Source organism: Ramlibacter ginsenosidimutans (assembly GCF_016654015.1).
GTDB classification, from domain to species: domain Bacteria; phylum Pseudomonadota; class Gammaproteobacteria; order Burkholderiales; family Burkholderiaceae_C; genus Ramlibacter; species Ramlibacter ginsenosidimutans.
This window is the reverse complement of the sequence record NZ_JAEPWM010000005.1, coordinates 146,175-166,281: the sequence shown is the minus strand read 5'-3', so window position 1 is coordinate 166,281 and position 20,107 is coordinate 146,175. Positions and strand designations below refer to the sequence as shown.

Annotated in this window: 15 protein-coding genes; 12 read left to right on the top strand and 3 right to left on the bottom strand. The window is 67.8% G+C overall.

All coding sequences use genetic code 11. The features are described from left to right. Positions 1–88: 88 nt before the first annotated feature. From JJB11_RS26015 to JJB11_RS13790, 11 genes are all read left to right on the top strand, one after another. Positions 89–2,632, top strand: coding sequence for an ATP-binding protein (locus JJB11_RS26015; protein WP_201172065.1), 2,544 nt, complete (start codon positions 89–91; stop codon positions 2,630–2,632). Between the two features lie 802 nt (positions 2,633–3,434). Beyond that, a complete protein-coding gene (locus JJB11_RS13835; RefSeq protein ID WP_377371099.1) occupies positions 3,435–3,863 on the top strand; it encodes an RpiB/LacA/LacB family sugar-phosphate isomerase in 429 nt (142 codons plus the stop codon). 13 nt (positions 3,864–3,876) lie between these two features. Next, positions 3,877–4,647 (top strand): FadR/GntR family transcriptional regulator, encoded by a 771-nt coding sequence (locus tag JJB11_RS13830; protein ID WP_201172060.1) that lies wholly within the window; start codon positions 3,877–3,879, stop codon positions 4,645–4,647. Beyond that, positions 4,644–5,531: a ribokinase gene (gene rbsK, locus JJB11_RS13825; RefSeq protein WP_201172058.1), complete on the top strand. Its 888-nt coding sequence runs from the start codon at positions 4,644–4,646 to the stop codon at positions 5,529–5,531. Before JJB11_RS13830 ends, rbsK begins: the two co-directional genes overlap by 4 nt. Beyond that, positions 5,528–6,211, top strand: coding sequence for an ABC transporter permease subunit (locus tag JJB11_RS13820; protein ID WP_201172056.1), 684 nt, complete (start codon positions 5,528–5,530; stop codon positions 6,209–6,211). Before rbsK ends, JJB11_RS13820 begins: the two co-directional genes overlap by 4 nt. Beyond that, the gene (locus JJB11_RS13815) at positions 6,208–6,879 is read left to right on the top strand and encodes an ABC transporter permease subunit (protein ID WP_201172054.1); all 672 of its coding nucleotides are present in this window, start codon (positions 6,208–6,210) and stop codon (positions 6,877–6,879) included. The genes JJB11_RS13820 and JJB11_RS13815 overlap by 4 nt, the downstream gene beginning before the upstream one ends. 94 nt (positions 6,880–6,973) lie before the next feature. Beyond that, positions 6,974–7,699: an amino acid ABC transporter ATP-binding protein gene (locus JJB11_RS13810; RefSeq protein WP_201964836.1), complete on the top strand. Its 726-nt coding sequence runs from the start codon at positions 6,974–6,976 to the stop codon at positions 7,697–7,699. 33 nt (positions 7,700–7,732) lie between these two features. Then, positions 7,733–8,539, top strand: coding sequence for a transporter substrate-binding domain-containing protein (locus tag JJB11_RS13805; RefSeq protein WP_201172052.1), 807 nt, complete (start codon positions 7,733–7,735; stop codon positions 8,537–8,539). A 5-nt stretch (positions 8,540–8,544) separates the two neighbouring features. Next, positions 8,545–9,432 (top strand): amidohydrolase family protein, encoded by an 888-nt coding sequence (locus JJB11_RS13800; protein WP_201172050.1) that lies wholly within the window; start codon positions 8,545–8,547, stop codon positions 9,430–9,432. Between the two features lie 390 nt (positions 9,433–9,822). Then, positions 9,823–10,248 (top strand): CopG family transcriptional regulator, encoded by a 426-nt coding sequence (locus JJB11_RS13795; RefSeq protein WP_201172048.1) that lies wholly within the window; start codon positions 9,823–9,825, stop codon positions 10,246–10,248. Positions 10,249–10,258: 10 nt separating this feature from the next. Then, positions 10,259–11,344, top strand: a complete 1,086-nt coding sequence (locus JJB11_RS13790) for an extracellular catalytic domain type 1 short-chain-length polyhydroxyalkanoate depolymerase (RefSeq protein ID WP_201172047.1) — start codon at positions 10,259–10,261, stop codon at positions 11,342–11,344. A gap of 4 nt (positions 11,345–11,348) precedes the next feature. Here JJB11_RS13790 and JJB11_RS13785 read toward each other — a convergent pair whose 3' ends face one another. The 3 genes from JJB11_RS13785 to JJB11_RS13775 all read right to left on the bottom strand — a co-directional run bounded on the left by JJB11_RS13785 (position 11,349) and on the right by JJB11_RS13775 (position 19,016). Beyond that, complete coding sequence (locus JJB11_RS13785; RefSeq protein WP_201964835.1) at positions 11,349–15,641, bottom strand: DEAD/DEAH box helicase; 4,293 nt, start codon at positions 15,639–15,641, stop codon at positions 11,349–11,351. Between the two features lie 377 nt (positions 15,642–16,018). Beyond that, positions 16,019–18,043: a 4-oxalomesaconate tautomerase gene (locus JJB11_RS13780; protein ID WP_201172043.1), complete on the bottom strand. Its 2,025-nt coding sequence runs from the start codon at positions 18,041–18,043 to the stop codon at positions 16,019–16,021. 1 nt (position 18,044) lies between these two features. Beyond that, entirely contained in the window at positions 18,045–19,016 is a 972-nt protein-coding gene (locus tag JJB11_RS13775; RefSeq protein ID WP_201172041.1) for a Bug family tripartite tricarboxylate transporter substrate binding protein, read from the bottom strand. Positions 19,017–19,169: 153 nt separating this feature from the next. Between JJB11_RS13775 and JJB11_RS13770 the strand changes: the two genes are divergently transcribed. After that, entirely contained in the window at positions 19,170–20,099 is a 930-nt protein-coding gene (locus JJB11_RS13770; protein ID WP_201172039.1) for a LysR family transcriptional regulator, read from the top strand. Positions 20,100–20,107 lie beyond the last annotated feature (8 nt).

The window sequence follows — 20,107 nt, the reverse complement described above, 5'->3', positions numbered from 1 at the left end:
GTTGCGCAAGCCGGGCAAGGCCGAGTGGTCCCCGATGCGGCCCCTTCCCTGCGGGTTGCGACTCGAAGCGCGCACTGCCGATACGCCCGTGCATCCGATCCGCTGGCATGTTGGCGCGCATTCGAACTTAATGACTAGCATTCGAGCGCGTCATGGTCGCAGCTCTGCTGGACCGCGCTATGCTCCGCGCTCCACACCTCGACGTGCTGCAACCAGGACATCGCCAGCTCGCATGAACCCGAAGGACATCCTGCGCTGGACCGCGTTCGCTGCGATGTACTTTGCGTTCCAGGCCATCCCGGCTGCCTTGTACGGCGACATGCCGGCCATGCGCGGGGCCAATGCGGTTGCGGTCTTCGTGCTGCTGATGGAGCCCAGGCGCCACTGGCGGCTGCTGGCGCCGATCCTGTGGCTCGCGGCCGGCGCCGCCCGCGAAGTCGCGAACGCGCCGCAGCCTTGGCTGGTCGGGGCCTGCAACGTCGTGGAAATCCTCGCGGTGGCGGCCGTGCTGCATGGGCGCCGGGGGCTGAGCAACCCCTGGCATGGCCGCGACCAGCTGGGGCGGCTGCTGCTTGCCGTCGTTGCCATCCCGGTCCTCAGCGCGGCTGCCGCAGCCGCGCTCCTCTCGAGCCGCGCCGGCGTGCCCTACGGCCCGCTGTGGCTGTCCTGGTACTCCGCTTCCGTGCTGGCTTATATCGTCTGCACACCGGTCCTCCTGACCTGGGCGGATCCGGCCGAGCGCCGCCGCGCCCTGCGCGAGGCGCGCGGCTGGCGCCCCGCGGGTATCGCCTTGATCGCCATTGCCTGCGTGGCCCTGCTGCGCCAGGAAGCGCATACGCCCTGGCTGGTACTGACCTTCCCGCTGCTCGTCGTGACGACGTGGTGGTACGGCTTGCTGGGCGTCAGCGTGGCGATCGCGGCCATGGCCGTCACCGGTGGGTTCTTCGCGATGCGTGACGTTGGCGCCCTGTCCCACATCCTGGCGCCGGGAAGCGGACTGCCAGCGCGGGTGCAGGCGCTGCAGGTCTACCTCGCCGCCACGGCGCTGTGCAGCCTGCCGTTCGCCGTGCTGCTCGCGCAGCAGGCGCTGCTCTGGGCCGAGCTGCGCCGCAAGAGCGATGCGCGCGCCGAGTTCCTGGCGGCCATGAGCCACGAGATCCGCACCCCGATGACGGGCGTGCTCGGGATGGCGGACCTGCTGGCGGCGCAGGACATGACGACCGAACAGCGGCGGTACGTCGACGCGATGCGTTCGTCCGGCCGCCACCTGTTGAGCGTGATCAACGACATCCTGGACTTCTCCCGCATCGAAACGGGCAAGCTGGCCCTGGAGACGACGGACTTCCACCTGGCCGAGTTGATCGAGCAGGTGCGTTCGCTGATCCATCCGATGGCGCTGGAAAAAGGTCTGGAGTTCGAAGTCCGGCTGTCCCTGCCTTCCCACGCGGTGGTCCGCGGCGACCCCACGCGCCTGCGGCAGATCCTGTTCAACCTGGCCGGCAATGCCGTGAAGTTCACCCGGCAAGGGTCCGTCACGCTGCATGTCGCCGCCGCCACCGACGCCGGCGGTGCCGAGCGATTTCGTTTCGAGGTGCGCGACACCGGCATCGGCATACCGCCGGACCAGCTGGCCCAACTGTTTACGCCGTTCACCCAGGCCGACCGCAGCACGGCGCGCGAGTACGGCGGCAGCGGGCTCGGGCTGGCGATCAGCAAGCGGCTCGCCGAGGCGATGGACGGCCGCATCGACGTGACCAGCACCGTGGGTCAGGGCAGCGGCTTCACCCTCGAGGTGCCGCTGGCACCGGGCGATCCGGCACACCTCAGGGCCACCGCGAGCGTAGCCGTCACGTCCCTGCCGCCCCAGCGCATCCTGGTCGCGGAGGATGTCCAGATCAACCGCGACATCCTGCAGGCGGTGCTGGGCGCACGCGGGCACCGCCTCGTGTTCGCCCACGACGGTGCCGCCGCAGTGGCATGCGTCCAGCAACAAGCGTTCGACATCGTGTTGATGGACGTGCAGATGCCAGTGATGGACGGGGTCGAGGCGACCCGGCGCATCCGCAATCTTCCGGGCGAGGTGCGGCGCATCCCGATCGTCGGCCTCACGGCCAACGTGATGAGCCAGGAGCAGGCGCGCTACCTGGAAGCCGGCATGGACGACTGCCTGGCGAAGCCGATCGAATGGGAGCGGCTGGACGCGGTCATCGCGCGCTTTGCGTGCGTGGACCACCGCGACGGCGCGCCGGGTGTCGGCGCGCCAGCCACAAGCAGCCCGCCCGCGCTGCCGCCCATGGATCTGCCGCTGCTGGACGAGCGACAGGTCGCGGCGGTACGGGACATCGGCAGCGAGCAGGATTTCAGGATGCTCATGCAGGCGGGCATGGATGCCGTGGAGCGGACCGTGGACGAGATCGCCGCCGGCGTGGAAGCAGCCGTTATCGCCGCCGCTGCGCACCGCCTGAAGGGTTCGGCCGGCATGATGGGCATGGCGCGCATCAGCGCGCTCGCGACGGCGCTGGAGGAAGCCTGCGCCAGCGGGGAGGACCTGCAGCGTTGGCGGCAATGGCTGCCGGATTCGGTCCGGGAAACACGGGCCGCGCTGGTCGCGGCAGGTGGGCTGGGTGCCTAGGGCCCTTCGCGCCCCTGGAATAGCGTGAACCGGCCCTAGCTCCTTTCGACCCAGGGCAGCCGCCGTTCCCGTCGGAGCGGCGGCTGTAAGTGGAGCGGCCGAGGCGGCCTAGTGTGTTGCATCGACCGGCTGAATCCGCAACCCAAAGCAGACATTCCGTTCTTCAGAAGCTCGTTGCCTTGGAAGCTGCGTGTCAGTTGCGACGCTCCGCGTAGTCCACCGAGGCGCGCAGCTTCGTTGACTGGTTTCGGCGGCGATCCGGCGAAGCTTGCCAAGGCGATCGTCGATCTTGCCCGGCTTGGGAACCCGCCAATCCGGTTCGCTGCGCGAGCCGACGCGCTGGACACCTCCGAGGCGAAGGCGCCCTGCGGGCGCAGGCGGCTGCGTTCCGAGAACTTTCCTCCTCCCTCGCATACGAGATCCCTTAGGTCGGGAGAAAGGCCGCTGGCGGGCCGGCAGTTGAATCGGTTTTCCACTATCCAAGTCTGCCTCTGGCCGGGCGCAGACGTCGTACGCGCAGAGTGGCTACGGCAGCAATCGACCCGCAGCGGCCCCGCATTCTCGCTACTCGAAGCGACCCGGACTGAACTCGCGGGTGCAAGGGCAACCTCTGTTGACAACGCGGACCGCCGTGGCCTACCCTTGGTAAGACCACGGTAAGGCAGCTCTCGGGCTGCAGCATGTCGCAAGGGGCCCCCGAATGTCCAGAGACGAATCCCGCTCACCGCACGCGATTGCGGTGCCACGATGGCCTGCGATCGGCCTGGCGAACGACCACGCAGGCTTCCTCCTGAAGGGATTCGTGACCAGTGTCCTCGCGCAGCACTGCGACCAGATCATCGACGTCGGGCCGAACTCGGATTCACCCGTCGACTTTCCGGATGTCACCCGCAACGCGATCTCCCTGATCCGCGACGGAAAGGTCAAGCGGGTCATCCTGCTCTGCGGCACCGGTGCGGGAGCCTGCATCGCAGCCAACAAGATCCCCGGCATCCGCGCGGCGGTCTGCCATGACACGTTCGTGGCACGCCAGGCCGTCGAACACGACGACATGAACGTGATGTGCATCGGCGCATGGATCATCGGGCCCCAGGTTGCACGTGACGTCATCGAGACATTCCTCGCCTCCGAGTTCAGCACCGAGGAGCACTTCCGCCGGCGCGTCGAGAAGCTCGGCGACCTGGAGCGGGAAGCCGCCCGGTCCCTGACCCAGAGCAGCGGACAGGGGTGAGCCGGCTCCCGCAATGAACAAGCCGATCAGGATCACCCAACGGGCCGACGCCACCGAGGACGGATACGACCGCGTCCTGTCATTCCTGCGGGACGAGCTGATGTCGGGCCGCCTGAAGACCGGCGACCGGCTGCTTCCGGAACGTGACCTCGCCAGCGCCCTGGGCGTGAGCCGGCCCGTCATCCGCGAAGCGCTGACGGCACTGTCGACGCTGGGAGCGGTCGAGATCCGGCGCGGTTATGGGACGGTGGTGCGCGAGCCGAACTTCACCGCCCTTGCCGATTACTTCGGCCTCGTCCTCGCCCAGCAGGCAGGCGCCGTGGACGACGTGATGCAGGCGCGCATCGCCATCGAGCGGCAAGCGATCCGGCTGGCGTGCACGCGCGCCCTTGCGCCGGATCTCGAACGGCTGTCGCAGGCGCTGCAGGCGATCAAGGAAACCATCGACGATCCCGCCCGAGGCGGTGCGGCGGACTTTCACTTCCACTCGATGCTCGTGGAGGCGGCCCACTCCCCGGCGCTCTCCAGCGTCTACGCCGCCGTCGCCAAGCTGCTCCGGGAGTCCCACCTGGAGCGCAGGAAGGTGATCGCCAGCGTCCCCCAGGTGGATGCGTATCTCATCGACCATCACGAAGCCCTCCTCTCCGCGGTGCGGCGCAGGAATCCTGCCGAAGCGGATGCGCTCCTGACGGAGCACTTCGAGATCGGTGCGAACCTGCGCGTGGATGCCGCGGCGGCGGAAGCGCAGCCGCGCGGCAAGAAGCGCAGCACCCAGCGCGCATGACTCCGCAGATCGTCGTCTTCGGCAGCATGAACATGGACCTCATGGTCCGTGTGGCACGCGCTCCGCGAGGCGGCGAGACGCTGCAGGGGCTGTCGTTCCTCGCCAACCCCGGCGGCAAGGGCGCGAACCAGGCCGTTGCCTGCGCTCGCCAGGGCGCACGCGTGGCCATGGTGGGATGCGTCGGCGAGGATGACTTCGGCAGCACACTGCGCAACGCGCTGGCCGCGGATGGCATCGACGTCGCCCAGGTCCGCACGGCGGGCGAAAGCACCGGCGTCGCGGTCGTGATGGTCGACGACCAGGGCGAGAACCGCATCACCATCATCCCCGGCGCCAACCATCTGTTGAAGGCAGATCCCGAGGCCCTCGCCGGGCAGTACCTGCTCCTGCAGTGCGAAGTGCCGATGGCCGAAGTGGTGCTGGCAGCAAGGATCATGCACGAGCAGGGAGCGACCGTGGTGATGAACCCGGCGCCCGTGTGCCAGCTTCCGGACGAACTCTGGTCCTTGGTGGACATCTTCGTGATGAACGAGATCGAGGCGTCGGAGCTGTCCGGCGTCACCGTGACCGATTCCGCCAGCGCCGCGGCGGCGGCGACAGCGCTGCGCCGGCGCGGACCGTCGACGGCGATCGTGACCCTGGGCGCTCAGGGCGTGCTCGTCGCCGACGACGCCGGCTGCCGTCACTTTCCCGCGAGCAAAGTGCAGGTGGTCGACACGACCGCCGCGGGCGACACTTTCATAGGCGCGATGTGCGCCGCGCGCGTCGCCGGGCAGTCGACGGACGCCGCGGTGATGCGGGGCATCCGGGCCGCCACGCTCTGCGTCACCCGCGCCGGTGCGCAGGCATCGATTCCCTATCTGCGCGAACTGGGCGAGCCGTGACCTACAAGTTCGACTTCAGCAGCGTGCTGGCGCAATGGCCGCTGTTCCTGCACGGCGCCGGGCTGACCCTGAGGTTGTCGCTGGCCGCGACCTTGCTCGGCCTGCTGATCGGAACACTCTGCGCCATCGGGCGGGGCAGCAACAACCGCTTCGTGGCCCGCGCCTGTGCGACTTATGTCGAGACGATCCGCAACACGCCCTTGCTGGTGCAGATCTTCCTGGTGTACTTCGGGCTTGCCAGCATCGGCCTGAAGGTGCCCGCCTTCCTCGCCGCCGTGCTGGCAATGGTCATCAACGTCGGCGCCTACACGACCGAGATCATGCGCGCCGGCATCGAATCGATCCACAGGAGCCAGATCGAGGCGGCGGAGTGCCTGGCGCTCTCGCGCGCGCAGATCTACTGGCACGTGATCCTGAGGCCGGCGACGGAACGCGTGTATCCCGCACTCACGAGCCAGTTCGTGCTGCTCATGCTGGCCACCTCCATCACCTCGCAGATCTCGGCCGAGGAGCTGACGGCCATCGCCAACCGCGTGCAGTCGGACACGTTCCGCTCCTTCGAAACGTACGCGGTGGTGGCGGTGTTCTACCTCCTGCTCTCGCTGCTGATGCGGACGGCCTTCTGGGCCGCCGGCCAGGCGCTCTTCACGCGCCGCCGCAAGCTGGGGACGCCGCTGTGAACAACGCCTTCAACGCGAACCACTTCGTGTTCCTGCTGCAGGGGGCGGGCTGGACGCTGGTGCTGTCGCTGATGGCGTTCGTGGGCGGTGGGCTGGCCGGATTCCTCGTGGCCCTGTGCCGCATCTCGCCCGTCCGGTCGCTGCGCTGGCTCTCCACCGGCTACGTGCAGCTGGTGCAAGGCACGCCGCTGCTGATCCTCATGTTCCTGGCGTACTTCGGCCTCAGCATCGTCGGCCTGAGCCTCCCGGCGCTGGTGGCGGCCGGCCTCTCGATGACCGTCTACGTCAGCGCGTACATCGGGGAGATCTGGCGCGGCTGCATCCAGGCCGTGCCGCGCACGCAATGGGAAGCCGCCGAATGCCTGGCGCTATCCAGGGTGCAGCGCATGCGGCTGGTGGTCCTGCCCCAGGCCCTGCGCATCGCGACCCCGCCCACGGTGGGCTTCATGGTGCAGATCGTCAAAAACACTTCGCTGGCCTCGGTGGTCGGCTTCGTCGAACTGGCCCGCGCGGGCCAGGTGGTGAACAACTCCATCTTCCAACCGTTCCTGGTTTACATGCTCGTTGCCGGTCTCTACTTCCTGCTCTGCTTCCCGCTGTCGTGGTGGAGCCGGCAGCTCGAACGCCGCCTGCTGGTGGCCCATCGCGTGGAGGTCGCGGCGGCATGAGCGCCGCACGGCCGCCCGAAGGCGCTCGCCCCCTCCGCTTGCGGAGGGGGGAGGAGGAGTCCGCGCAGCGGACGGATCCTGGGGGAGGTACCCCATGAGCGTGATCCAGCTCGAGAACGTGCACAAGAGCTTCGGGGCGCTGAAGGTCCTCGACGGCGTAAGCTTCAGCGTGAACAAGGGCGAGGTGTTCGCCATCATCGGCCGCAGCGGCTCCGGCAAGAGCACGGCGCTGCGCTGCATCGACCGGCTGGAGCGCATCGACCAGGGCCGCATCCGGGTGTGCGGGCACGAGGTGAGCGACGCCAGGCTCGACCTGCGCCAGTTGCGGCGCGACGTTGGCATCGTCTTCCAGAGCTACAACCTCTTCCCGCACCTCACGGCCGCCGAGAACATCGCGCTGGCGCCGCGACACAGCAAGGGCAAGACGCGTGCCGAGGCGAAGGAGCTGACGGAACGCGTGCTCGCACAGGTGGGCTTGTCGGACAAGGCGGGAAGCTACCCGGAGCAGCTTTCGGGTGGCCAGCAGCAGCGCGTGGCCATCGCGCGCTCGCTCGCGATGGAGCCGCAGGTCATGCTCTTCGACGAAGTGACTTCGGCCCTGGACCCGCAGCTCACCGGCGAGGTCCTCAAGGTGATGGCCGATCTCGCCGCCGGCGGGATGACCATGGTGCTCGTCACCCACGAGATGGCTTTTGCCCGCAACGTCGCCAACACCACGCTGTTCATGCACAAGGGTTGCGTCTGGGAACAGGGCGGCCCCGACATGTTCGACCGGCCGCAGACGGAGGAACTGCAGCAGTTCCTCGGCTCTGGCCTGTAAGAGTTCGTTCTGCCCACAACTACCGGAGACATCATGAGCCTCAAGAACCTGTCCCGCCGCGCGCTGCTGCTGGCGACCCTGTCCACCGCGTTCCTCGGCGCCCATGCCGACACCCTGGACAACATCCGCGCGGCCAAGAAGATCCGCGTGTCCATCGACCTGGCGGTCCCGCCATCGGGCATGACCGACGCGAACATGAACCCGACGGGTTCGGACTACGACGTGGCCGTCTTGCTTGCCCACGATCTCGGCGTCGCCCTCGAAGTGGTGCCCACCGTCGGCGCGACCCGCATCCCGAACCTGCAGACCGGCAAGGCGGACATCATCATCTCGACACTGGCCTGGACGCCGGAGCGCGCCAAGATCGTCGACTACTCGATTCCCTATGCGCCGCAGATCTCGCTGGTGGGCGGCGTCAAGAGCGTCAACGTGAAGAGCATGGCCGACCTCGCCGGCAAGAGCGTGGCGGTCAACCGCAGCACAACGCAGGACAAGGACCTGACGGACAACGCGAAGGGCGCCAACGTGGTCCGCTACGACGACGATGCCGGCGTGATCACCGCCGTCGTGACGGGCCAGGCCGATCTGGTGGGCACGTCGAGCGCGCTGTTCAAGACGATGCAGGAGAAGGCGCCGCAGCGGCAGCTGGAACAGAAGTTCGTGCTGCGCATCAACGACCTGGGCATCGGCGTGCGCAAGGACGATCCGCGCCTGCTCGCATGGATCAACGACTGGGTGAAGGCCAACCACGCGAACGGCAAGCTGAACGCGATCTTCAAGAAGTACCACGGCACCGACATTCCCAAGGACGTGGTGGAGAAGTGGCTCGCCGCGAAGTAAGGGCCATGCTGGCCCTGATCGATACCCACCACCACTTCCTCGACCCGGAAGCGCACTACTACCCCTGGTTGAACGATGCGGGGTTTCCTCCGCATCGCTACGGCGACCACTCGGCGCTCAAGCGCCCTTACCTGCCGGCCGATTACCGACGCGACACGGCGGGCATCAACCTGCTGGGCAGCGTGCACGTGGAGGCCGAGTGGAACCCGAAGGACCCGGTGGGTGAGATGCGCTTCATCGCATCCCTGCGCGAACAGTGCGGGCTGCCCTCGGTCGCCGTCGGGCAGGCCTGGTTGCACCAGCCGGACGCGGCCGGCACGCTGGAAGAACTGGCGGCTTTCGATTTCGTGCGCGGCGTGCGCCAGAAGCCGCGCGCCAACCTGGCGCCCGGCGGCCCTCCGGGCGGCATGACCGATGGCGCCTGGCTGCAAGGCTACGCGCGGCTGGAGCCCCTGGGCCTGCACTACGAACTGCAGACGCCCTGGTGGCACCTGCACGAAGCGGTGCGCGTGGCCGCCGCCTTTCCGCAAACGCGCATCGTCATCAACCATGCGGGCATGCCGTCGGACCGCAGCGAGGAAGGCCTGCGTGCCTGGCGGACGGCGCTGGCCGGAATGGCCGCGCAGCCCAACGTCGCGATCAAGATCAGCGGCATCGGCGAAGCCGGCTACCAATGGCGGCTGGACGCCAACCGGCGGGTGGTGCTGGAAGTGATCGAGCTGTTCGGGGTCGACCGGTGCATGTTCGGCAGCAACTTCCCCGTGGACAGCCTGTGCGCGTCGTACGAGGCCATCTTCGAGGGCTTCGCCGCGTGCGTCGCGGATTTGAGCGCGCAGGAGCGGGCCCAGCTGTTCGTGGAGAATGCGCGCCGGATCTACCGCATCGCGGCGTAGCACGCCGAAGAAAAAGCTTCGCACCTCGAGTCCGTGCTGTCTGCGCTGGAGGGTGTGCTGAATTCGACCCTAAGCAGCCGCCGCGACGTCTTCTCACTGCGGGTCGAGAAAACGGCTGTCCGATGTCCCGGGCTTGCGGATGCCTCTGCCGACGGCACCTCGCCTGGCAGTTCGCGCGCCAAGTAGCCGACGCTGCCCAGTTCCCGCGCGAGCTGCGCGCCGGCGCCCGCGTGCAGGGCAGCACCCCATACCGCTGCTGGTTCTGGCGCACCGCGCGCGCCCGGCTTGCGATACAGCCCCTGGGCGGCCGCGCTCTCCGCACAGTGACGCGTCCAGGCGGCTTCTTGAATAGCCGTTCGCCATCCAAGTGGATGGTGCTAAGATGGCGATGTGCCCAAAGCCAGCAGCAAATCCGTCACCGCCGCACCCAAGCCGCAGGATGAAAAGATCACCGTCAACCTCGGCTGCGTCGACCTGGGCCAGATCGATCTGCTGGTGCAGGAGGGCTTCTACGCCAATCGCTCCGACTTCATTCGCACGGCCACGCGCAACCAGCTGGCCGTGCATGGGGACTCGGTGCGGCAGGCCGCTGCGCGCAAGACTCTTTCGCTCGGCGTGCTGCACGTGACCGAGTCAGAGTTGCTGGCCCTCAAGGCCGCAGGCGAAACGCTCGACATTCGCGTCCTGGGCTTGGCGACCATCGACCCGTCCGTCACGCCCGACCTGGCGCTGGCCACGATTTCTTCGCTCACCGTTCTGGGTGCACTGCACGCCAGCGCCGCCGTCAAGGCTGCATTGCGCGCACGCATCCGCTGAAAGAAAAACCATGAACCCCGACTTCCAGCGCTTGATGCACGATGCGACGCGCCTCGTGCGCTCAGGCGACCTCGCGGCCGCGACCGCCACGATCCAGGCCGCACTGGCCGGATCGGACACCGTGCCATCGCCGGCACCCGTGCCGCCCTGCCCTGGCGACATCGTGATCGACGTCGAAGCGCGGGAGGTCGGGGAACCGGCTTCCGAGCGCAAGCTGCTGCAGGACCTCGGCGCCACGTACCGCACCGCCGAAGGGGAATTCGTCTCCGGACGGAGCGGCGACGGTCGGGCGGAGCGCGACTACCGACTCTACGTACCGCCGCAAGCGGGCGAGCGGCCGCTGCCGCTGGTCGTGATGTTGCACGGATGCACGCAGGACCCGGACGACTTCGCCGCCGGCACGCGCATGAACGAGGCCGCCCGCGCGCTGGGCTGCTTCGTGCTGTACCCGGCGCAGTCACGGCAGGCCAATCCCCAGGGCTGCTGGAACTGGTTCAAGCACAGCCATCAGCAGCGCGGCCGGGGCGAGGCATCGATGCTCGCGGCCATGACCCGACATGTCATGGCTCGCCACGACATCGACCCGGCGCGCGTTTACGTCGCCGGCCTGTCGGCTGGCGGCGCGATGGCAGCCATCCTCGGCGCTGCCTACCCCGACCTCTACGCTGCCGTCGGCGTCCATTCGGGCCTGGCGTCCGGCGCCGCAAAAGACCTGCCCACGGCCCTGGCCGCCATGCGAAGCGGCAGAACCGGAGCGACCTCCGGCGCGCACGGTGTACCGACGATCGTCTTTCACGGCGACGCCGATGGCACCGTGCACCCCGACAACGGACAACACGTCATCCGGGCCAGCGCCGGCGGCGTCGATGGCTCCCCGCGGGCGCACCGTCACCAGTCAGCCGGCAGGCGGAATTGCACGCAACACGTGCACCGCTCGAGCACGGGAGACGTGCTGGCCGAACACTGGGTGGTGCATGGCAGCGGCCACGCGTGGTCGGGCGGCAGCTCGAAAGGCACCTACACCGACCCGAGCGGACCGGACGCGACGCAAGAAATGCTTCGGTTCTTCCTGGAACATCCGCGGCGCGCGTGCTGACAGTTCAGGACGGCACGGACGACTGCACTACGTAGCTTGCCAGGCCTTGGCGCCGGATCAGGAAGTTCTTGATCTCCCACTGCTTCGCCGGCTCCAGTTCCTGCAGGTACCGGATGTCGCTTCCGCTTTGCGTTGCGACCGGCACGCCGCCTTCGAACAGCACGCGGTTGCCTTGCAGGCGCGGAACCTTGTCGCCGGGTGTCAGGACGCCGGCGAGATTCAAAGGGTCGACTGCAGACAAGGCCACGCGCTCACGGCCCGGGGCTTTCGCGGTTTTGCGCAAGGCCGTGACGGCCTCGGGAAGGGCGAATTGCTCGCCGGAAAAGCCGCTGACGAACCGGCCGCCGCGCACTTCGCCGCGTGCCTCCAGCCGGCGCAGCACGTAGTACAGATCGCGCCACGGCGGCAGCCCTTCCTCGCGCTCGAGCAACTTGCGGAACACCACGCCGTAGCGGCGCAGCAGCACGCGCGCGATGTGCTCCACGTGCGGCGCGGCCAGCGCGCCCGCAGGCGCCGGGACCGTGTGCGGGCGCCGTGTGAGCGACCAGCGACCAGCGTCATCGATCGGGTCGCGATGCTTGCGCCGCAGCTTGTTCCGCTTGTCGGCGGGCATCACCAGCGCGCGCAGGCCGACAAAAGAGTCACTGGTGACGAGTCCGTGCGCCACCAGCTCGGCCAAGGCCTGCTCGACGTGCTCGCCGAGCATGCGTGCGTCGCGCTGCAGGTCGGCAAAGAAGCTGGCACCTTGCGAACGCAGCAGGTCAAGCACCACGCAGGCCCTGCCGGAAAGCACCGACTCGTCGGCCAGCGCCACGCCGGCCGCCGGCAGCCAATGCACCATGGCCTCGCGTTCGCACAGCAGCACGGGCGTGCCGCGAATCGGCCCCGACTTGCGGGCGGCCGCCTCGCTCGATTCCGCCGGGCGCCACCAGGCGACGCGCCCCACGGCGCATAGCTTGTCCAGCATGTGGGGCGCATAGCCGTCCACGCGAGCGGGAAGCAGGTCCTCTTCCCAGGCGGATGCCGGAGCGGCGTGCCCTTCGAGCTGGCGCAGCACGGCTAGCAGTCCGTCCTCACCCTGGCGGCGCTCGTCGCCCTCGCTGCCCGCGAGCTCGTGCCACCGGAACAGGAAGCGCATGAACTGCGCAGGCGGCACCGGCTGGATTTCGGCCCGTCGCGTGTCACGCGTCATCCGGTGGATCCGCGCCAGCAGGCGGCGGTCGCACCATTCGGCGGCGCCGGGTGCAGTGAAGCCGCCGCGCATCACCGCGCCCTCGGCCTCCAGTTGCAACAGGGCCGTGCGCACGAGATCGTCCGGCAGCCCCAGCGGCAGCGCCAGTGCATCGGCCGTCACCGGGCCGAGCAGCTCCAGCCGACCGCGCAGTATCTCGCGCAGCGCGACCTCGGGTTCCGGGCGATCGCTGGACACGGGCACCAAGGCTGGCGAGAAGGTCGCTCCCGGGAAGATCGCCAGCCATTCGTGCAGGCGCTCGGCTGCGACGAGCAAGGTGCCGCCTGCCGGCGTGCCGAGTCCGGTGACGCGGCGTTGCTGCACCAGCGCTTCAACCAGGTCCGGCAGCGGCGCTTCGTTGGCAGTGAGGAATCCGTGCACCACCAGCGCGTCGTGCAGCTCCTCGGCATCGCCCATCGCGGGCCAGGCGTAGTCGCGAACCTGCGCGATCGCCTGCGGATCGAGTGTGCCGACATCCTGCGCCGTCCGCAGATCCGTGATGGGCTGCGTGCGGACTGCCTTGGTGCGGCGCTCCTCTGCCGCCCCGCCGTCGAGGAAGGCGAAGGGGCGCGCGTTGAGAATCGCATGCGAAAGCGGCGAGGGAGACGCCAGGTCGCGGGTGATGATCTCCACCTCGCCCGCCTCGATGCGCCGCAGCAGTGCGACGAATCCGTCGGCGTCCATGGTCTCCGTGAGGCAGTCGTGCAGCGTCTGCGCCACCAGCGGGTGGTCTGGAATCTCGCGCTCGCCGACGAGGTTCTCGGCGCAGGCGATCTGGTCCGGGAAGACCACCGTCAACAGGTCTTCGGCGTCCGTCCGCTGGAATTGTGGCGGCACCTTGCGGCCCCCATTCATGCGGCGCACCGCCAGCGAGGCGGTGGCATTCCAGCGCCAGCGGGTGCCGAACATCGGCGCGTCCAGCAAAGCCTGCACCAGGATGTCACGCGCGGTGGCGCTCTTCAGCCAGTGCCGCACGTCCTCCAGTGCGAAGCTATGCGTCGGCCCGAGTGACAGCACGATGCTGTCCTCCAGTGCGCTCGCCTGCAGTTCGAAGTTGAACTTGCGGCACATGCGCTTGCGCAAGGCCAGGCCCCACGCCTTGTTGATGCGAGAGCCGTACGGCGAGTGGATCACCAGGTGGGTGTCGCCTACTTCGTCGAAGAAGCGCTCGAACACGATGCGACCCCGACTGGGCAGCACTCCCAGCGCCGCCCTTGCCGATGCGAGATACAGCGCGAGCTGGTGCGCGGCCGCCTCCGGCAGGCGCAGCGCATCGCGGAGCCACCGGGCGCAGCCCGGCACGCCGTCCGCAAGCAGGGTGTCGGCGGTGTCGAGCAGAAGCGAGATCGACTCGCAAAGCTCTTCGGTGCGACCCAGGCTCTCCCCGAGCCAGAAGGGCATCGACGGCGCCTGGCCCCTCGCGTCTTCCACCAGCACCTTGCCAGTCTCCACCTTGACGATGCGGTAAGACGCGTTTCCCAGCTGGAAGATGTCGCCCGGCAGGCTCTCGAAGGCGAAGTCCTCGTTGAGTGTGCCGACGCGGTGCCCCTCGGGCTGCAGGACGACGTCGTAGTCGAACTGGTCGGGGATCACGCCGGCATTGGTGACGGCGGCGAGCCGGGCGCCGCGTCGCGCCCGCAGCATGCGATTGACGGCGTCGTAGTGCAGGTAGGCGCCGCGCCGGCCGCGGCGCGTGCTGTAGCCGTCGGCCAGCATCTGCACGACCTGCTCGAACACCTTGAGCGTCAGTTCACCATACGGCTGCGCCTTGCGAAGGCGCTCGTACAGCGCATCGAGTGGCCAGTCCCGGCTCGCCGTCTCGGCCACGATGTGTTGCGCCAGCGCGTCCAGCGGCCGCTGCGGCACGCGGATGCGATCAAGCTCGCCGCGGTCCACCGCGGCGAGCAGGGCAGCGCTCTCCAGCAGGTCGTCCAGCGCGAGGGGGAACAGCCGCCCCTTCGGGATGGCGCCGATGGCGTGGCCGGCGCGGCCAACACGCTGCAGGAAGGCATTGATGCTGCGGGGCGATCCAAGCTGGCACACCAGGTCGATGTCTCCGATGTCGATGCCCAGCTCGAGCGAGCTGGTTGCCACCAGCGCCTTGAGTTCTCCGTTCTTGAGTCGCTCCTCGGCTTGCAAGCGGTGCTCGCGCGCCAGGCTGCCGTGGTGCGCCGCGACGTGTTCCTCACCGAGCCGCTCCGCGAGGTGGCGGGTGACCCGTTCCGCCGTGCGGCGCTGGTTGACGAAGATCAGCGTCGTGCGGTGCTGGTGGACCAGGTCGGCGAGGCGGTCATAAAGCTCGTCCCACACCTCGGTCGCCATCACTGCCCCCAGCGGTGAGCGAGGCATCTCGAGGGCGAGGTCGCGCTCGCGCACATGGCCGGCATCGATGATCGCCACCGGATCGTCGCGATGGCCGAGGAGGAAGCGGGCCATCTCATCCAGCGGCTTGACGGTGGCGGACAACCCGATGCGTACCGGCGGCCGCTCGCACAAGGCCTCAAGGCGCTCGAGTGACAGCATCAGGTGCGAGCCGCGCTTGCTACCGGCCACGGCATGCAGTTCATCGATGATCACGCTCTTGACCGACCCCAGCATCTCGCGACCGGACTGCGAGCCGAGCAGGATGTAGAGGGATTCGGGCGTCGTCACCAGGATGTGCGGCGGTTTGCGGCGCATGCGCTCCCGCTCCGCCGCGGGCGTGTCGCCGGTGCGCACGGCGCTGCGGATGCCCGGATCGGGCAGGTCTATGGCGGCCAACCGGGCGCTGATGCCGGCCAGCGGCTCCTGCAGGTTCTTGCGAATGTCGTTGGACAGCGCCTTCAGCGGCGAGACGTAAAGGACGTGAACCTGGTCCGAGAGCCCCGAAGCCAAGCCTTCGCGCACGAGTTCGTCGATCGAGGACAGAAAAGCTGCGAGCGTCTTGCCGGAGCCGGTGGGCGCCGCGATCAGCGCGTGGCGGCGCTGGGAGGTGACAGCCCACGCCTGGACCTGCACCTCCGTCGGCTGGCCGAAGCGGTCGTCCAGCCACGCCGAGACGGCAGGGTGAAACGGAAGCTGCAACATTGCGACCATTGTCCGGCGTCAGACGCGAATGCGCACGGCAACGGCCAGAATCCTGCCCGCCGGCAAGGGTTCAGACGCGCGTCAGAACGACGGTGAACCACTCACACGTGCGAGGGAGTCAGGGCGCACAACTGAGAGGCGCTGGATGCGATTCCCTGGCGGACGGCTGCTTCCGCAGCCGGGAGCAGACATCCCTCGCCCAATCGCAAATCCCCGGTGAAGAACGCCTGAGCGTATGCAGCGGCGTTACGCTTGGAGCTCACTTTGCGCATGCGCCCACTCCGCAGTTGCCGGCTCACTGACGGAGGGCATGGTAGCCGGTGGCGGCTTCCGACCCGAAGCAGCCTTCACCAATGAAGGCTGACGCGCCTCGTTCGTCAATCCGACGTCACCAAGCGGGGTTCGCTCGGCGCCAGGCCCGCTTGCTTCACCACCTTCGACCACCGCGCAACCTCAGTCTCGACTCTGCTCAAAAGCGCATCCGGAGTCCCCGGCTCAACCTGCGCACCATGGCTTTGGAAGCGTTCCACCACCTCGGGGTCTGCCAGCACCTCGTTCAACAACCGGTTGAGCTTGCAAACGACCTCTTCCGAAGTCCCGGCCGGCGCGAACAGCCCATACCACTGCGCGACGTCGACTCCCGTCACCCCGACTTCCGCCAGTGTGGGGACACCTGGCAGTCCGGTGAGGCGTTTGGGTCCCGTCACCGCCAACGCCTGCAATTGCCCTGCGCGAATGAACGGATGCGCCGTGAAGAGGCTGGGAAACATGATCTGTGCCCGGCCCGCTACCGTGTCGGCAATCGCCGGTGCGGCACCTTCGTAAGTGGCGCTGGCCATGGCCGTGTGAGTGCTTAGCTGGAAGAGTTCGGCCGCAAAATACGGCGGCGTACCGTCGCCGGCCGAAGCACACGCGAATCGGCGGGGTGCGTCCTTCAGGCCCGCGATGAGAGCGGTCACGTTCGCGGGACCCTTTTCCGGATGGCCCACCATGATGGTGGGCGACGAGCCCACCATGCCGATCGGCGCAAAGTCCGCGACCGGGTCGTAGCCGACCTTCTGCAACGCCGGATTCATCGCATGCGTGCCGACGTAACCGAACAGCAGCGTGTGTCCGTCCGGCGCTGCATGCGCCACATACTCGCTCGCAATGGCGCCATTCGCGCCCGCGCGGTTGTCGACCAGGACCTCACATCCGAGCAACGGGCTCAACTTGGCCGCGATGATCCGCGCCATGACGTCGTTGCCCCCTCCCGCGCGGGTGGGAACGATGATGGTCACCGCCTTGCGAGGGAACTCCGACGCAGGCTTGCCCGTGACCTCGGGCCGCGAAAACACATACTCCGGCAGGTGCAGTTCGCCTTGCATGATCTTGCGCACGGTGCGGACCAGGGCGGCGCGTTCGACCGTCGCACCATCTCCGCTTCCCTTCAACTCGACTTCGACATCGATCTGGCCCGCCGGGTGCAACACGACCAGGGCATGCCGTCCTGGATCTCGCGCACTGGCAGTCGCCACCGTGCCCGGCAGAGCGACTGCGCTGGCGACCCCGATGGCACCCGTCACCGCGTGGGACGCATGGCAGCGGCGCGGCGTGAAGTAGCGCGAGGTCACGCTATTGGGTGAATCCCCCGGGCTCACCAGCACGGGCTTGGGGATCACGCTGTTCGACACATCCCCCAGGCTCATCATCCGGCCGGCTTGCAGGCGCAGGGCCTCCAGGCGCTCGAGCAACGCAGTGTTCGCATCCAGCGCCGCCGGCTTTTCGCGGCCGGTCAGTCCCAGGTCACCGGCGCGCACAATCATCAAGGGCATCGCCGCGTCGATGCACGTCACCTCCACGCCATCAATGGTGTCTATGCGCTTTCCTGTCGGAAACACCTGCCCGGTGACCGCGCCCCAGGCGTCCAGGAAGTTGAGAAGGACAGGCGCCGCGGTGCCCGCGACCCCATCGATCCGTGCGTCTCCCTCGTAGGTGACGCGACCGCCCGGCGTGCGCACCGTCACGTCGATGCGGGAACCGGTGTTGACGTTGTAGACGCGGACGCTCGTGGTGCCGTCCTGGGCGGGGATGAGTCCCTGCTCGATCGCGAATGGCGCCACGCCGGAAAGCATGTTGCCGCAGTTGGGACGGGTGTCGACCGAGCGGTGTCCGACCCCCACCTGCGCGAACAGGTAGTCGAGGTCGCACCCGGGCTGCGTGGATCGCGAAACGATCGCGACCTTGCTATTGAGCGTGCTGCCGCCACCGACGCCATCGAGCTGCAGTGGATCCGAGGCGCCGATGGCGCCGATCAGCGCCTGGTCCCTTGCCTCGTCATCCTCGGGCAACCACTCACGCAGGAAGAACGGGCCGCGGGAGGTGCCGGCGCGCATGAGCACGCAGGGGATGACCTTGCCCATGTCAGTCCGCCGTGAGTTTCGCCGCCTGGACGACCTTCTTCCACTTCACCTGTTCCTGCTGGACGTAGCTTCGCAGTTGATCCGGCGTCATGGTGGAAACCTCCGCACCATGACCCTCCAGGCGCTGGACGACGGTCTTGTCGGCCAGCACTTCATTGAGCGCCTTGTTGAGCCGCGCGATCACAGGCTTGGGCGTCTTCGCCGGCGCGAAAATCGCGTACCACTGGGAGACGTCGACCCCATTGATGCCCTGCTCCTTGAGCGTGGGCACGTCCGGCATCAGGGCAGAACGCTTCTCGCCGGCTACTCCCAGCGCCTTCAGCTTGCCGCCTTTCACGTACGGCATGGCCGTGAACAGGCTGGGGAACATCACCTGGGTCTGGCCTCCGATGGTGTCGGTGATCGCCGGTGCCGAGCCCTTGTACGGCACGTGGAGCATGGAGGTGCCGGTCGCCAGCTTGAACATCTCGGCTGCGAACTGGGGAGCCGTGCCGTTGCCGGCCGACGCGTAGCTGATCTTGTCGGGCGTCGCCTTGAGCAGCGCCACGAGCTCCCTCGCGTTGCTGGCCTTGACCGCGGGGTTCGCGACCATCAGCGTGGCCGACGAACCGATCATGCCGACCGGTTCAAAGTCCTTGATCGGGTCATAGCGCAGCTTCTGCAAAGACGGGTTCAGCGCGTGCGTCGCGATGTAACCCAGCATCAGCGTGTATCCGTCGGGCGCGGCGCGCATGACGTACTCGCTGGCGATGGCGCCGTTGCCGCCGGCCTTGTTCTCGACGATGACAGGCTGCTTGAGGATCGCCGACATACCCTGCCCGATGACGCGCGCCATCGCATCGTTCGCACCGCCCGCAGCTGTGGGCACCACGATGGTGATCGTCTTCTCGGGAAAGTCGGCGAGTGCGTTGCCGCACGCAAGGACTGTGGTCAGGGCGGCGGCGCCGATCAGGCGAAAGCTGGGGACTCGCATTTGTCTGCTCCGGTGGATGTGTCTCGCAAACTTGCTGGGTGCAGTTCCTGGACTGGCCCATATGGTCCGACAGCCCGGACTTCTTGTGAATTGCATGTTTAGAATCGATTGATGCGCATCGTGGATCAGTGATCTCCCTGGGGGAACCGGAAGATGGCCATCAACTTCAATCTCAACGACCTCCAGGCCTTTCGCGCCGTGGCCGAACTCAGCAGCTTCCGCAAGGCAGCCGACGCATTGAACGTGTCGCAACCTGCGTTCAGCCGCCGCATCGAGAAGCTGGAGGAGGCCCTGGGCGTGCAATTGCTCGAGCGCACCACGCGGCGCGTGAGCCTGACGTCTGTCGGCCGCGACTTCGACCGCAAGGTGCAGCAGCTGCTCGACGAACTGGACCACATGCTGCTTGGCATCCGCGGGGTTGCCGCCACCCGCATGGGCGAAGTGACGATCGCCTGCGTGCCTTCGACCGTCTACTACTTCGTATCGCAGGTGATTTCACGCTACCACGAGCGCTACCCCAAGGTCAGGGTCAAGGTGTTCGATGCCAGCGCGAACGAAGTGCTGACGGCGGTGTCGCGCAGTGAGGCCGACTTCGGTCTCAACTTTGTCGGTAGCCAGGAGCCCGACATCGAATTCAAGCCGCTCATGGAGGAACGTTTCGTCGCCGCCTGCCGCCGCGACCATGCGCTGGCGAAGAAGCGCCGGGTCACGTGGACCGAACTGGCGCAATACGACTACATCTCGGTGAGCAAGGCCTCCGGCAACCGGCTCCTCCTCGATCAGGCGCTCTCCGGTCTGGCGGGACGCCCGCAAAGCATCTATGAGACGCAGCATGTCACGACCATGCTGGGACTGGTCGAAGCGGGCCTGGGCGTGGCGGCGGTGCCCTCGATCGCGATGCCGGGGGCGGACCACCCGCTCCTCGTGAGCGTGCCGCTTTTCGACCCCATCATCACCCGCAAGATCGGCCTGATCCGTCGCAAGGGGCGCGCACTGTCGCCCGCGGCCCAGCAACTCTATGCATTCTTCGCCGAGATAAAAGCAAAGCGCGGCAAGCCCGCGGGCCGCCGCGCTGTCGCCTGAAACGAGCG